This window comes from Pseudoalteromonas sp. HM-SA03, from assembly GCF_002289345.1.
In the GTDB taxonomy this organism is placed as follows: Bacteria; Pseudomonadota; Gammaproteobacteria; order Enterobacterales; family Alteromonadaceae; genus Pseudoalteromonas.
Genome location: NZ_NSDG01000039.1, coordinates 22,607 through 36,651 on the forward strand (window position 1 = coordinate 22,607; position 14,045 = coordinate 36,651).

The 14,045-nt window shown below is 41.9% G+C and carries 17 protein-coding genes; 9 read left to right on the top strand and 8 right to left on the bottom strand.

Features of this window, described 5'->3' with window-relative positions:
• Positions 1–810 carry a hypothetical protein gene (locus tag CKO50_RS07390; RefSeq protein ID WP_095727624.1) on the bottom strand — a complete coding sequence of 270 codons (810 nt, stop codon included), beginning with the start codon at positions 808–810 and terminating at the stop codon, positions 1–3.
• Positions 811–1,207: 397 nt separating this feature from the next.
• Between CKO50_RS07390 and CKO50_RS07395 the strand changes: the two genes are divergently transcribed.
• The gene (locus CKO50_RS07395) at positions 1,208–2,380 is read left to right on the top strand and encodes a hypothetical protein (protein ID WP_095727625.1); all 1,173 of its coding nucleotides are present in this window, start codon (positions 1,208–1,210) and stop codon (positions 2,378–2,380) included.
• 69 nt (positions 2,381–2,449) lie between these two features.
• On the opposite strand, the gene CKO50_RS25070 is transcribed toward CKO50_RS07395, so the two are convergent.
• Positions 2,450–2,605: a sigma factor-like helix-turn-helix DNA-binding protein gene (locus CKO50_RS25070; protein ID WP_095727626.1), complete on the bottom strand. Its 156-nt coding sequence runs from the start codon at positions 2,603–2,605 to the stop codon at positions 2,450–2,452.
• Positions 2,602–2,790 carry a hypothetical protein gene (locus CKO50_RS07405; RefSeq protein ID WP_095727627.1) on the bottom strand — a complete coding sequence of 63 codons (189 nt, stop codon included), beginning with the start codon at positions 2,788–2,790 and terminating at the stop codon, positions 2,602–2,604. The genes CKO50_RS25070 and CKO50_RS07405 overlap by 4 nt, the downstream gene beginning before the upstream one ends.
• A gap of 183 nt (positions 2,791–2,973) precedes the next feature.
• On the opposite strand from CKO50_RS07405, the gene CKO50_RS07410 reads away from it, so the two are divergent.
• From CKO50_RS07410 to CKO50_RS07425, 4 genes are all read left to right on the top strand, one after another.
• A complete protein-coding gene (locus tag CKO50_RS07410) occupies positions 2,974–3,288 on the top strand; it encodes a hypothetical protein (protein WP_141240129.1) in 315 nt (104 codons plus the stop codon).
• Positions 3,289–3,614: 326 nt separating this feature from the next.
• Positions 3,615–4,124, top strand: a complete 510-nt coding sequence (locus tag CKO50_RS07415) for a DUF2141 domain-containing protein (RefSeq protein ID WP_095727629.1) — start codon at positions 3,615–3,617, stop codon at positions 4,122–4,124.
• Between the two features lie 148 nt (positions 4,125–4,272).
• Positions 4,273–5,160: an ABC transporter ATP-binding protein gene (locus CKO50_RS07420; protein ID WP_095727630.1), complete on the top strand. Its 888-nt coding sequence runs from the start codon at positions 4,273–4,275 to the stop codon at positions 5,158–5,160.
• A gap of 2 nt (positions 5,161–5,162) precedes the next feature.
• Positions 5,163–5,888 carry an ABC transporter permease gene (locus CKO50_RS07425; protein WP_095727631.1) on the top strand — a complete coding sequence of 242 codons (726 nt, stop codon included), beginning with the start codon at positions 5,163–5,165 and terminating at the stop codon, positions 5,886–5,888.
• A 51-nt stretch (positions 5,889–5,939) separates the two neighbouring features.
• Here CKO50_RS07425 and CKO50_RS07430 read toward each other — a convergent pair whose 3' ends face one another.
• Positions 5,940–6,323 (bottom strand): DoxX family protein, encoded by a 384-nt coding sequence (locus CKO50_RS07430; RefSeq protein ID WP_095727632.1) that lies wholly within the window; start codon positions 6,321–6,323, stop codon positions 5,940–5,942.
• Positions 6,324–6,450: 127 nt separating this feature from the next.
• On the bottom strand, positions 6,451–7,347 hold the full coding sequence (locus CKO50_RS07435) for a LysR family transcriptional regulator (protein WP_095727633.1): 897 nt from the start codon (positions 7,345–7,347) through the stop codon (positions 6,451–6,453).
• Positions 7,348–7,450: 103 nt separating this feature from the next.
• Between CKO50_RS07435 and CKO50_RS07440 the strand changes: the two genes are divergently transcribed.
• Positions 7,451–8,296 carry an NmrA family NAD(P)-binding protein gene (locus CKO50_RS07440; protein ID WP_095727634.1) on the top strand — a complete coding sequence of 282 codons (846 nt, stop codon included), beginning with the start codon at positions 7,451–7,453 and terminating at the stop codon, positions 8,294–8,296.
• Positions 8,297–8,348: 52 nt separating this feature from the next.
• Here CKO50_RS07440 and CKO50_RS07445 read toward each other — a convergent pair whose 3' ends face one another.
• Both CKO50_RS07445 and CKO50_RS07450 read right to left on the bottom strand, forming a co-directional pair.
• Entirely contained in the window at positions 8,349–8,705 is a 357-nt protein-coding gene (locus CKO50_RS07445) for a hypothetical protein (protein ID WP_095727635.1), read from the bottom strand.
• A 198-nt stretch (positions 8,706–8,903) separates the two neighbouring features.
• On the bottom strand, positions 8,904–9,470 hold the full coding sequence (locus CKO50_RS07450) for a uracil-DNA glycosylase family protein (RefSeq protein WP_095727636.1): 567 nt from the start codon (positions 9,468–9,470) through the stop codon (positions 8,904–8,906).
• A gap of 201 nt (positions 9,471–9,671) precedes the next feature.
• Between CKO50_RS07450 and CKO50_RS07455 the strand changes: the two genes are divergently transcribed.
• Genes CKO50_RS07455 through CKO50_RS07465 form a run of 3 tightly spaced genes read left to right on the top strand, consistent with a single transcriptional unit; the run spans position 9,672 to position 11,889 of the window.
• Positions 9,672–9,977 carry a hypothetical protein gene (locus CKO50_RS07455; protein WP_010605602.1) on the top strand — a complete coding sequence of 102 codons (306 nt, stop codon included), beginning with the start codon at positions 9,672–9,674 and terminating at the stop codon, positions 9,975–9,977.
• Positions 9,974–11,557, top strand: coding sequence for a PepSY domain-containing protein (locus tag CKO50_RS07460; RefSeq protein ID WP_095727637.1), 1,584 nt, complete (start codon positions 9,974–9,976; stop codon positions 11,555–11,557). The genes CKO50_RS07455 and CKO50_RS07460 overlap by 4 nt, the downstream gene beginning before the upstream one ends.
• Positions 11,557–11,889: a DUF3325 domain-containing protein gene (locus tag CKO50_RS07465; protein WP_095727638.1), complete on the top strand. Its 333-nt coding sequence runs from the start codon at positions 11,557–11,559 to the stop codon at positions 11,887–11,889. Before CKO50_RS07460 ends, CKO50_RS07465 begins: the two co-directional genes overlap by 1 nt.
• A 496-nt stretch (positions 11,890–12,385) precedes the next feature.
• On the opposite strand, the gene CKO50_RS07470 is transcribed toward CKO50_RS07465, so the two are convergent.
• Entirely contained in the window at positions 12,386–14,041 is a 1,656-nt protein-coding gene (locus CKO50_RS07470) for a hypothetical protein (protein ID WP_095727639.1), read from the bottom strand.
• Positions 14,042–14,045 lie beyond the last annotated feature (4 nt).

Sequence of the window (14,045 nt, forward strand, 5' to 3'; positions counted from 1 at the left end):
TTAATTAACAAAAAACTGGATCGAAGAATAAGACATTATCCCTACAAATGTAGTCGTCAAAAGGCTTATAGAAGCATTTTTCCAGCTAAATGGGATTTGCTTTACTTGCAGGTTAGAGTTAGCTGTTGCGCCAGTGTAAATCGCAACAATGATAGCAAATAAAGGCAATAACCCCGATATCACTGCTAGTATTAATCCCTTTCTTAAATCACCATATCCACTGACATAGTGCGCCCCACCTAAAAGCCCCCACCAAGAAAAACCAGTTGGCTTTTCTTCAGGAGCAAAGCTTTCATTCTTTGACGAAACCATCACATCTGGAATCGAATCTTTAAGCTTATTCGCAATATCATTCGAGCTAGAAAGTGTATCTTTTATTTTTTCACTCAAAGCACTTGAGTCAGGGGCTTTAATAGAATCTAAAGGCAGTTTGAGGTTTAAGCTTTTTTTAATGTAGCTGGAGTCGCTTTGTTGCATTTCAGAAATTATTGAATTTTGTTTTTCAAGTTTTTGCTCTATAACTTCTTGACTTCGCTTCAAATCCAGCATGAGTTGGTACACATGTTCAATTGTAGCTGAACTTGGTGAAACCTCAGGCGTTATAACTTTAGTGTTAATACCTTTTTCTCTTAAAATATACTGAAAGCTTTTAACTCGTTGTGGTGCAGCTCTGAATATGGGTTGTTGATTAAAGAATGCGGTAACTTGCTCTGGGCTAGCTTTAAAAGCTTTCTTAATAACAGCCCTTCCATCTTCAATGCTGACACCATCTACAAAACTGTCAAAAACCAACGCTTGCTTCATGGTCATATTTCATCCTTTTACTGCTAAGAAATTCGTTGCTAATCAAATTAAACCTTAAAATATGAAAAACAACTTCTTGTGTATGCCCCAAATTTGACTGCTGATAATATACATAAAGTACAAATATATCAATCAGATAAGTGCTACGTGGCATTTGGAAGAATGAAAAACATAATAAATCATAATTAAGCACTCAAGGTATTTTATAAATTGGCTATCCATCATGCAGGATGTTAAACCAAGACCATTACTTCAAAGTTTGAAAACGAACAGCATACAGTCTGATTAAGAGTCATTGCGGACTGAGCCGCTTTAAATTTACAGAATATCAACACATACAGATTAGATGTTCTATCATCATTAATTCATTGTGATATATTAAGAAAAAACAATTTGAAGCAATATGAAAAACATAATTAAAATTATAGTTGTAGCACACTGCTTTGCTCAGATAAGCTTCGCATCTACTGTAGGGTTAATTAATAACATCTCGGAGGTTAAACACGTCGATAATATACAACCACCTAGAAATGATGTAGCAATAATCACTGACTTAAATCCAGTCGCTTTATCTACTCCTTCGGCAAACTCTGATTCAGACATAAACATCATCCTAAACCCAGGCACTTCTAACGAAATAACTAACACAGAGAAACCACCAGCCAATAGCAATAAACTAATTAAACTTGAAAAACGAATTGATGAACTAGATAAACTAGCGAAAAAAAATGCCTTGCTTCTTTTATCAACACAAACACTCTACAACGAACAGAAGGATTGGAATAATACGATTATCAGTTGGCTCGGGGGTGGGCTTGGCTCGGTATCTATATTAATAGGTATTATTGCATTCGTTATTTCGCGAAGAGCTCAAGAAAGCGCAGATCTAGCGTTTCAGTCAATTAAAGTAGCTGCTGACTCAGCTAAAGCTAAACTTGAAGATATTAGCCGCTTTAGGAGTGAAGTCGATTCATTTAAAAAAGAGATGGATGAAAGCCAAAAAACAGTGGAACGTTTTGAAGCCCTCAGTGTTGCAATTGATTTGGATTTAGCAATTCTTGTTAATTCTGAGAGTAAACTAAATTCCATAAATTTTTTAATTACAGATTATCGTCAAGCCAATGACACTAAACTTAAGAAGAGGCTGAAAGATGGCTTAAACCAGTTAATCGGGATCCGAAAGAAGCTAGAAGAGCACTTAGACCTATTAGAAAAACCCCTCTTCAATGGCGTAAAACCAGAGCTTAAAAAAACGATTAAAGAGCATATTTTTAGAAATTTACTAATTCAATCCCTAGTGACTAAAGACCTTGAGAACCCTTCAAGGGCAATAGAGCTGCTTACAGATGCGGAGAAAGTGTGTGACAGCAACAAGCAGCTGTCGCTTGTATACTATAATAAGGCTTGTTACTATAGTTTAATCGATGTACTATCTAGCGCAGCTAAGTATTTAGCTAAAGCTATAGAACTTTCCCCATCAATTAGAGATGGTGTTAGGGAAGATAGTGACTTAGACAACCTAAGAAATAATGCTACTCTTATGAGTAAAGCATTGTCTGGAGATAGCGATGATTGAAGATATCCGCGTATACTAAGGCCTTAAAAACATTAAATAACGATGCTCACGCAAAACAGCATCGTACAGCTAAAGGAGCGTATTTAACTGTGCTCCTTTATGTATTTTTGAAACAGCCGCCTGCCTACTAACCCCTACTATTTTAGCAATTTGCTTCAAAGGCATATCTTTGTATTCATTGCGAAGAAAAATTGCGTGCTCCTTCGGTCTCAAACCTTTAATCATTTGAAGTGATTTGTCTTTTTTATAATTTCGGTTTTTAAATCCTCTACCAAACTGTTCAACCGCTCAATGTCTGCATCTTTATTCGCCAAAGCTTGTGATATTTCTGACCACTCTTTAAGTGATCTAAGAAACGCACGATAATCAGAGCTTCCAAGTGTCACCTTCGCATTAAGTGGTTCATTCATTTGTCACTCATTGTTCCATTTTTAAATGTTGAATGGTCCCGGAACACGGGATTTTCCATCTGTACAGTCTCATTTAATGGAGCAGTTATGGTTTTGTAAACGGTACACTCATTGCTACGCACGTTGTGAAAGACGAGCTGATGGGGGCATGCTGACTATAAAAGTATGGATAAAGATGCCAATTTGAAGTGGGCTAAAAATACTGGTGAATCCGTCGAAAAATTGGTCGCTAAGTGGTACAGCAAAACAGCTAATGCTAAATCTCGTGCCATAGGTAAGCCTTGTATGGCATTGATGAAACTCTCCACAAAAAATGGTGAGGACGTTCTCGCTGACGCGTGTGAATACGCTAATCTACATGGCCTTACGACTCCTAGCGATATCGCAATCATTACTGCGCGTAACGATGCCGACGGCTTGGATGAGCTTCCTTCAGTAAATGTCGCCCACCAAAACATTCGTGGCGCTGATTATTTTGGAGGTCATCATGAAGCTTAGAGATAAAGTATTCAATTCGATTTCAACACTTAATCTGTCGGGAATTAAAGAAGCTTTAAATCGACAATTAGCTTCACCTGAAAGCGAAGTCAGTTCAGCGCAATTAGTTAATGGATAGCCTACCAAACCTACGCGAGAATAAAGTTAGCCAAATTTGGCTATTTCATCCTACTACATCTAATGATTGTTCCGTTCTATTACAGCGCGTGGCCATACTGGTCAGAACAGTCTTCAACATCGCTCGAATCTAACAATTTTTAACAGTATTTACATAATTATCTGACAAGCTTGTGGAGCTACAGTTTAACCCTTAATAGGAGCAAAGGATGAGGTCCCTAATTTTATTGTTTGCGCTGGCACTACTTGCGGCGTGTAGTTCAACTAGTCCGGTAAGCGTAAACACGGTTGCAGGTCCCCCAACGAATCTTACGGTTGAGATCACTGATGTGACCAATACCGATGGTCAAATGCTAGTACTGTTATTTGACAACAGCGCTGACTACCACAGCGATAAAAATGTGAATGATCCAGACGCTCACTTTTTTCGCAAGCTAATTGCCACACCGCAAACTCCTACCACGACGGTCACTTTTGAAGGTGTGCCAGCAGGCCAGTATGCGATCCACGTGATCCATGACGAGGACGGTGATGGCGGCATGGATCGAATGATCTTCCCATTTGCCGGCATGCCAAGTGAGCCTTATGCACTGTCGAATAACATTCACGATAGCTTTTCAAAAGGCGATTTTGAAGAAGCTTTGTTTACTGTAAAGGCCCCTGACACTAAAATCCAACTTGCCCTTTCTACCCATTTATCAAAAATGACGGGGCTGTAGTACTTGAATACTCACAGGTGTTGCTACGCCTGTGAGTTCTCTCTTTAAGTTCTGACATTTGTCATTTTATTTCCTGACAACCCTCACTCACGCTTCACCTTAAAGCTGCGCATACTGCAAATCGTACAGTTCAGTAGGAGCAAAGACGGTGAGCAACGCCATTGAGTTATCAAATATCAGTTTTGCATACAACAATACGAAGCCAATATTAGCAGACCTAAATCTTACGCTTGAACAGGGTAAGGTTTATTCCATTCTTGGTCCAAATGGCGCAGGAAAAACCACCCTGATCAATATAATGCTTGGCAGACTAAGACCCACATCAGGACGAGTCTCTGTTCTTGGTCATCAGCCAGAGTCTGACTTTTGTCGCCAGCGCGTAGGTGCCATGATGCAGTTAGGCGGGCTACCTCTGCAAACCAAGGTGAGGGAGTTTCTGGCGTTATTTGCAAGTTACCATCAAACCCCAATTTCATTGGATCGGTTAATTTCACTCTGCCAATTAGCGCCATTTTTAGAACAAACTTTCGACACGTTATCTGGAGGCCAAAAGCAACGGCTGTTTATGGCCATTGCGCTAGCAGGCAATCCCGACATTGTTTTTTTGGATGAACCCAGTGTTGGTATGGATGTAGAGTCAAGACAACAACTGTGGCAGGCCATACGCACATTAAAACAGCAAAATAAAACGGTACTTCTTACCACACACTATCTTCACGAGGCAGAAGCATTAGCGGATGAATTGTTAGTGTTAAAAGAAGGAAAATGTACCAAGCTTAACGACATACCTGAGCTTGCCAACACCTATCGTCGCTCACAAATCAAGTTCACCAGCGACCTGCCTGCTGCTGCACTGGTTAACGCATTTCCTATGATAGATCTGCAAGTTAAAGGCGAGCAATTCACCATCTTGACGGATGAGCCAAACCATATTGTGCAGCAGGTATTAGAAAAATTCTCTATCCGCAATTTGTATGTAGCCCCAATGAGCCTCGAAGAAGCTTATTTAGCCTTAATGAATGCTAGGAGCGCTTAGCCATGATAAACACTGCATCCTTTATACTTGAAAGCAAAACTGAACTTTTGAGCACATTTAGAAGTAAGGGTTTTGTGATCCCAGCCACACTATTTCCTTGCTTGTTTTATCTTTTCTTCGGCGTGGTGTTCAGTCATCATGACACCCATAACTATATGTATATCAATTATCTGATATTTGGCATGATAGGACCTGCGCTATTCTCCTTTGGCGTTAACGTCGCCCTTGAAAAGCAAAATGGTTGGTTGATACTCAAGCAGCTTTCTCCCGTTTCTCCCTATCAGTATCTGCTCGCAAAATGTGTGAGTGCGACGGCTTTTTCATTGCTCGTAGCTTGCCTAATGAGCTTGCTGGCATTATTTTCTGGCGTGTCTTTAAGCTTAGCTCAATGGTTACTCGTGATTGCCATTGCCCTGCTCGGCACCTTACCTTTGTGTATGTTAGGGCTGTTAGTTGGGCTGTCAGTGTCAGCAAAAGCGGCACCTGCGGTGGTTAACTTAATTTACCTACCACTTTCGTTGCTTTCTGGCCTGTGGCTGCCTATCACGCTATTTCCTGAAGCAATGCAATGGTTTGCTTGGCTGTTACCCACTTTCCATATTTCCCAGTTGGCACTTTCGACCATGGATGCCGCCTTGGGTTTTCCAGTTTACCTCCATGCGGCCGTCCTAATTACACAAACGCTCGCATTATTTTTTGTCGCGCAAATTAAATTTAAGCAGGCTTAACAGGACAACTAAAAGCGCACGGTCCCAACCTTGTGCGCTTTTATTTTGTAATTACTTACTCTCTACGAGCTTACTATCAATACTGAATTTACCAGCACCTGACGCGGCAAGTGCGAGAAAGCCACCAGCCATTGCAATATTTTTAAAAAACATTAAGAACTGCATTTGGTCGGCCAGATCAAAGTGAAACAGCAACGCACTAACAATACTAAACCCTGCAAATACAATTGCTGTCAGCTGAGTAAATGCTCCCGCAAGAATGAAAAGCCCTCCTATCAATTCAAAGGCTATAACCAATGGCAGCAGCTCGCTTGGTAATCCACTTGAAGCCATGTAAGCAGCATTACCTTCGAAGTATTGGATTTTATTAATCACAGCCAGTATAAAAATGGCTGATAGCCCTACTCGGCCAAATAAAGATAATACTGATGCCATTGTACTGTTCGGTTTAATGATGTTAATTAGCCTGAGGTTTGGATAAGGGATGTTCTAACTGGCTATTTTTAAACTCAAATTAAGTTAGTAAAAATATCACACATCATTCTATTAAAAAGAACCAAAGCTATCCAAACAGGTTCGCTTCCAATAGGTAGTCAATCACCGCCCGTGTTCTAGGCGGAATTTGTTTACGTGATGGATAAACGAGAGAAAACACCAGTTGCTCGCTACTTAGCTCTGGACAGATCATTTGTAACTCCCCGCGTTCAACTTCTTGCTTCACAGTAGAAGGCAATAACTGCGCAACTCCTAACCCTGATACTGTCATTTGTTGTAACAGCATAGGGGAATTGCACCAATGCACTTGAGTTGGTGTAAAGTTTACGGCTTCACCACTGCGATAAAACTGCGTCATCCCCGTTGATTTAGCCTGCTCTAACAGTAACCAAGGTAGCTGGTTTAGCTGTGTGTCTTTGCTTGGTAAACCATGCAATGCTATCAGTTTAGGACTTGCATAGAGCTTAAAACATTCTTGATGTAATTGCCTTGCAATCAGTGCGCTGTCTTTAGGAAAGCCAACCCTGATGGCGAGATCTATTTGGTCGTTAATAATATCGCGCTTGTCATCATCAACGATGATATTTAATTGGATCTTCGGATATCGCGCCGTGAGCTCAGAAAGTTTTGGTAACAGAAACTTATGTGCGGTGTCGTGTGTCATGGTTATTGAGACCATACCATGAGGCTCTTTGTTATCGAGCAATACCTCAACATCATCCAAAATAGCGTGCAATGAATGCGCTTGAGCCAAAATGTCACGCCCCTCTCGCGTTAGCGTGAGTTGCCTCGTGCTACGCTGCAGTAGTCGAACACCCAGCATGGTCTCTAACTGGGACACTTGTTCACTCACTCTAGAACGGCTAGTCGCGAGCTTTCGCGCAGCTTGAGCAAAGCTTCCCGCATCCACAACCGTTGCAAATATTGCTAATAGTTTTAATGCATTTAAGTCTATTGTACTCAATTTCAGAACTCACCATATCGAATTAACCCACTTATGATAACAAAAATTACCACGCATAATAGCCACATCCAATACATTCTCATTTTCAAAAGAGGTATACATCATGATCGCAATCACAGGCGCAACAGGCAAATTAGGTCAATTAGTTATCGAGTTTTTGGCACAAAAGATACCAGCCAAACACATTGTGGCTCTAGTCAGAGATCTCGATAAAGGAAAGGCACTCACCAATTTAGGAGTCACCGTAAGGCAAGCTGATTACGACAAACCGCACACACTTGACGCAGCACTTACAGGTGTTGAAAAACTGCTGCTGATCTCAGGCAATCAGATCGGAAGCCGAACAGCTCAACACAAAGCAGTTATTGACGCCGCAGTGAAAAACCAAGTGCGCTTAATTGCCTATACCAGCATTTTGAATGTGGACAATTCACCACTAGAGCTGGCTAAAGAGCACAAAGAAACAGAGGCGTATTTGAGAGCAAGCGGCGTGGCTTATAGCATGCTGAGAAATGGATGGTATAACGAGAACTACACTGATTTAGTACCTGTATTTACAGCAAATCATGCGATTACCTCAATCGCGCCGCAAGCTCAGATCAACAGTGCTGCTCGTGCAGACTACGCATTGGCTGCTGCCACCATATTAAGTAGCGCTGGCCATGATAATTCAGTCTATGAGCTGGCTGGCGATAACGCATTTACAATTGAAGGTTTGGCACAAGCGGTGTCAAAGCATACTCAAGTTGAAGTAAAAGCAAAGTTTGTATCTGACGAAGCATATTTGGCCCACTTGGTTGCTCTCGGCGTGCCAGCAGCTTTTGCCGCATTATTGGTTGACGCTGAGGCACAAGCGCAACAAGGGTTTTTGGCAACTCAGAGTAATACGCTCAGTCAATTGATTGGTCGCCCAACGACAACGGTAGCCCAGTCGATAGCAAAAAATTAAGCATATTTTACCGCTGTTCCAGTGCACAGGCTCTCGCTTGTGCACCTATTTTTTACTCAACCTTATCTTCTAAGGCTGATAGCAATACGTCTCGACTCACTAGAAAACCACAAATACTCACCACGACTAAAAAGATACCGTACATAGAGCCCATATAAACCCAGTCGCTTTGACCGAACCAAAGACTTGCACGAGTACCATCATTCACGAATAAGATGTTAACAAGAGACAGTATGATCACGCTGCGAAAATAAACCGGTCCATCCATATGGCTCGCAAATGCTGAGATAATGAGGGAGAACAGGCATAAGTAGAAGCCTATAACAGATAGCGCACCAAGTTGCATACTAGGATAAAATGCGACGAGAGAAAGGAGTACAGCAGCCCAACCAGTAGTTTTGTATATCATTATCAAGTCCTTTGAAAATGTTAAAAAGTGTTTTTTATGTAAACAGGACGGAGTATGAGGTAATACTCGTAATTACGCAACTAAATGATGATAAATATTGGCTGATATGACCTTTATTCTTAGTTTTAAACCTATCAGACTATCTTTGACTTAAAGCCTAATACTAAAGCATTAATTAAAAACTTAATTACCGTATTATCAAGATGATAATGCAGCTAAAACCCTTGTCTTTAACTGCGGTACAATGTCTTTTTCAAACCAGTCGTGCTTTTTTAACCAGATCCGATTACGGGGGCTGGGGTGAGGTAATGGCAAATGACTTTGGCTGGAAAAGTCAGCATTTTTTACCATCTCAGTTACTGATGAATACTGCGTTAAGTAGCATTTTTGTGCATATTGCCCAATAAGTAGCGTTAATGATATCTGGCCGAGTGTCGCTAATACCTGAGCATGCCATGTTGGCGCGCAAATTTTAGGCGGTGGTAAATCTCCAGACTTCCCTTTACCAGGGTAACAAAACGCCATTGGCATAATGGCAAATAGTTCAGGGTTATAAAACTGTATTCGACTGACACCGAGCCAGTCTCGCAATCTATCTCCACTTGGATCATTAAACGGCTGACAGGTTTGATGTGCTTTTAAACCCGGCGCTTGGCCTATAATTAAGACTTTAGCCTTATCGCTGCCTTGGATGATGGGTTTTGCCCCCATGGGAAGCGCTCTATCACAAAGCTTGCACTGCCTAACACGTTCAAAAATATCCATCTTTCCTTACTTATTTTACCCAATGACACCAAGGGTCATTATGGCATAGCCATATTCAAAACCCCATTTAACCAACAAAACTTAAAGTGCTTAGTCGTTAAAACGACTCCACTCAACTTAAAACAAGTGCGAATCACTATCATTTAGATGCAAATTATTGGATAATATTCTATTACGTTTGCTGTCTTTTAAAGGGGTGCTATGCCTAGTCGGGATAACACAAATAATAAGGCTATTTTGTACAGAGCTGAAGTGCTTGCACGCTTTTTCATCGCTATTTTCGGCGGCTATTACGTGACTGTTTTAGCTTCATCTTTATTGGCTTTAACTTTACCTACTCCGCGCCTAGATGCGCTGTTATATGCATTAACAACTGGCATCGTCTTTTACGCCATTGTCTTTATTTGGGTGTTTGGATGTCGTTCTTTTAAAAAGGTATTTCTTGGCATGATCGGACTACTTTGTATTCTTTACGGTACTTTGACGCATTTCGGAGGCTCCCTGTGAGAGAGTCATTTTTCCGCAGTATGACTTGGCTACACACTTGGGTTGGTTTACTCGTTTGTTGGTTGTTGTTTTTAATCTTTTTTGCCGGTACTGCGAGCTTTTTCAGACATGAGATCAGCCTGTGGGCGCAACCAGCAACGCACCATCTACCTCATTACGATAGCACTCAACAAAATGAAACGGTCAAAAAGAGTATCGAACGATTTCAAGATATAGCGCCAAACGCCGAGTCTTGGCGTGTTGAAATGCCAACAGAGCGTCGCCCAAGCCTGCTATTAATGTACTCCGAAAAGCCAGCCGAAGGGGAAAGACGAGGAAAACGCCACTCTGAGTATCTCGACCCAGTAACGCTGGAAGCACTTCCTGAGTTTAGGGAGACTAGAGGCGGTAACTTTTTCTACCGTCTGCATTTTGACTTGCATTACATGAACGCGATCACCGCGCGTTGGATTGTCTGTTTTGCGACTCTGTTTATGCTGATTGCGCTTATTTCAGGCGTGGTGATCCATAAGCGCATTTTCAAAGATCTATTCCAATTTAGAAACGGGAAAGGGCTGAGAAGTTGGCTTGACGCTCATAATGTTTCTTCCGTTGTGGCATTACCGTTTCATATTATGATCACTTACACCGGCCTAGTGACGCTTATTTTTATGTTACTGCCACAGCCCGCCGAACAGCGCTTTGAAGATACAAAAACGCTTAGAGCCGAACGCTATCCATTTCTTGCTGCAACCCCTGAAACAGGACAACCATTGAAGAGTATCGCATTAGATACAGCGCTAGATCATTATTTTACTAACTCTGGCGACGCACCGCTTCGCCGCATTGTGATCTCATCGCCGGGGGATGCAAGTGCAACGATTAAGCTTTATGCCAATGCTCAACGCGCTGTTCAGGATGATCCGCCCAGTTGGATGTATAGCGCGGCATCTGGTGAGCTGTTAAAAACACACAATGTGACGCTGTCTGGCGCTGAAAACCTCTATGGCGGAATGATAGCATTGCACACCGGGCGTTTAGCAGAGCCACTATTACGTTGGCTATACTTTGTCGCTGGATTAGCGGGTTGTGCCATGATTGCAACGGGTGCTGTTATGTGGGCAAAAAGACTGCGCCAAAAGCTTAAAGGTGATGACAAGCCGGGTGTAGGCCTTAGGCTTGTGGAGTCGCTCAATTTAGGCACTATCATGGGTCTGCCAGCCGCAACGGCGATGTTCTTTTATGCAAACAGGTTGCTTCCAACAGAATTAGTAGGACGTGCAGACAAAGAAGTTTTAGCGTTCTTTGTTACGTGGGGAGTATTCACTCTAGCCGCTCTCTTTAAGTCGGATAGGCTGGCGTGGCTGCTATCTGCAAAAGTAAATGCAATCGTATGGGGCCTACTGCCTGTCGTAAACATGTTAACCACTGATGGAAACCTCGTGAGCTACTTAATTAATGGTCAGTGGGTATTATTTGGTTTTGATGTGATGGCTATCGGTATCGCTATCGGTTTCTTGGTTCAAGCTAAAAAGCTCGGCAATACCAAAGCAGCACCAGCGACACCACGTCGCCAAGCAAAACGCGAGGTAAATGCCTAATGGAATGGCTAACGTTTTTACTTTGTCTGCTTGCGTTTATGGGTTTTGCAGTAGCAAAACCCAATCACTATAAGGAAGTATTTGGTACACGCCCAAAAGGAAACATAACAAACCAATTAACCATTGCCAGCTGGCTCTGCCTTGGCGGCAGCTTAGCACTTGCTCTTAAGACTCAGGGAGCCTACGGCAGCCTAGAGTTTATTGGTTATATGACCTTGGCTGTATTACTACTTGTCGCTATCTTCGCGACCAAACCTAGCTACTTCAGATCACTATTTTACCTAGTCATTATCGGTATACTGCTCAGTACGCTGTATTGGATCATATTTTAACTAAGGCGCCACTAATGGCGCCTTTTTAGATCATTATTTTACTAACATTTCTTTGTTAACTCTTTGAAACCACATCATTTAGCATAAAATATCAGCAATAATCACGCTATACACCGCAAATTTACTAACTCAAACTAAGAGAGGTTAGTAAAATCGTGATCTAATGAAACCAATTAGCTTAATCAGTTGGTAAAAATATGATCTGGCAGTCTTGTTTTCGGACTAGCTTAGTAAAACCCTGATCTAAGTGCTAAAAGAATACTATTAGTTAGTTAAATTCTGATCCAGAAAGCAAGAAGAGTAACTCAGCTCTGCTCCGAGCTTAAGTTTTATCTTACCTTCAAGGTCTATAGCGCTCTATGCTGTGATAAAAAGATTAGCGTGCAATTTCAATTTGAAACGACCTTTTAGGGTGATGGCAGGTTATCAATGTCAGTCCCTTATCTTTGCGCCTTTATCAATTCAGGGCAGGAAGTGTTCCTACCCTGAATATATTTTACTCGGCTTTATTCCAATCCAGCTGCATATCCCATACATATCGGTGCTCTGCCTCTAAAGGCTGCTGAGAATCATCGACTTGTTCAAGCACGTTACGCGCTTTTACTATGGTGGCGTCACGACCGAATAGGTAACTTTGCTCTTTGACAATGGTCAAGTAGGCTTTATTCAGCGCCAGCGCACGTGGTTTTGATGGTGTGATCAATTCATAAAGGTTTTTCGCAGACTGCACTTTTTTGCTGTTTACCGTGCCATCTTCGTTAAACCAGCGCATAAGCATCTCTTGGTTTTGCCTAAACTCATCACCGCCACCAACACGCATCATATAGGTCAAGAATTCGCCCTGCTCTTCGCCTTTGTTAGGTACATCTTGCATCTCTTTTAAATTGATATAACCCCAACCCAGTTTGCCTTCAACCTTACGCGCAAACGAGAAGGTTTGGTCATAGGTTGAGCCAATGGTTTTGTGACAGCCATTACAAAATGCAAGCTCTTGCTCATGTTGCGGACGAAGTGCACCATTTTTGTCCTCTATATATCCGTTGATCGTCCAACCGAAGTTGTTATTGATCCCTTGGTCGCCCAAATAAAGCGTTTGTGGATAATTTTCGAATGATTTTTCTTTTGCTTCTCTGTAGTAGGCAGCACCGAGTGACTGCTTGGATTTAAAGTTGTGCTTCTTCATGTAGCGCACTTCTTTCATTCTTGGCGCATTAAATACTTGACCATTATCATCCACCCCAATATACCGAACAGTGTGTAAAAACTCGGTGTCTTGTGGATATAACTGATGAGCCAGCTCGATAGTATTGGCATCACCAAGGTAACGTTTGCTACGCAGCATGTTAGTGATCTGCGTGAGTTTGCCATCACCATTTAAATCTACGCCAACTCGCGATTCAGAAATCACTGGCGTTGATATTTCGTCAAGCCCCTTTACAGCCATTTCAACTAGGCTTAAGTTGGCAAGGTAAACGTCCTGATTATACGTTTCGCCCTTTTCTCTGAAGGCGTCAGCAAGGCGGATCATGACATCCCCTGTAGAGCCATTGGTTGGCCAAAAAGTACTAGGAAAAGGTTTATAATTGAATGCCACCCAGCCACTGCCGTCTTTTGCTATACCCTGGTCATCGAACGCTTTTTCAGGATATGCCAAGTTGTTAAGCGGGGTGATCTCACCTTTCCAGTCAGGATTATTTTTTAGCTTTTCGATGAAAGGGGTGTAATTATCTTGATTGACCCAGTTAGTAATATCTTGATCTGAAATACCTTTGATAAGTTCAGAGCGATCTTTAAACAGGTTTTTCCAGTGGTTTTTAAATCCCAGATCGGAAAACTCATAGGCACCTTGTAAATTCGCATCGCGCATCATGTTTGGTCGGTTTTTTTCATCATATGATTGATGGCAAGCATAGCAAGGGTTATTCACGCCATCCGTTTTGGTGTAACACTGAGGCGGGATCACTGATTCGGCGTTATAGACTTCATTGTGTTGCATAAATGCAGTCGCAGGAATGTCATCACCCTGTTTGTAAGGTGCTGTAGTTTGCGCCGACATAAGTGTGGTATTGGTTAGCCCTTGAGTCTGTTCATCATTACAACCAAACAAGGCTACGCTCGCCAATGCCACTAGAGTTAGGCTAACGTATTTCATTTTT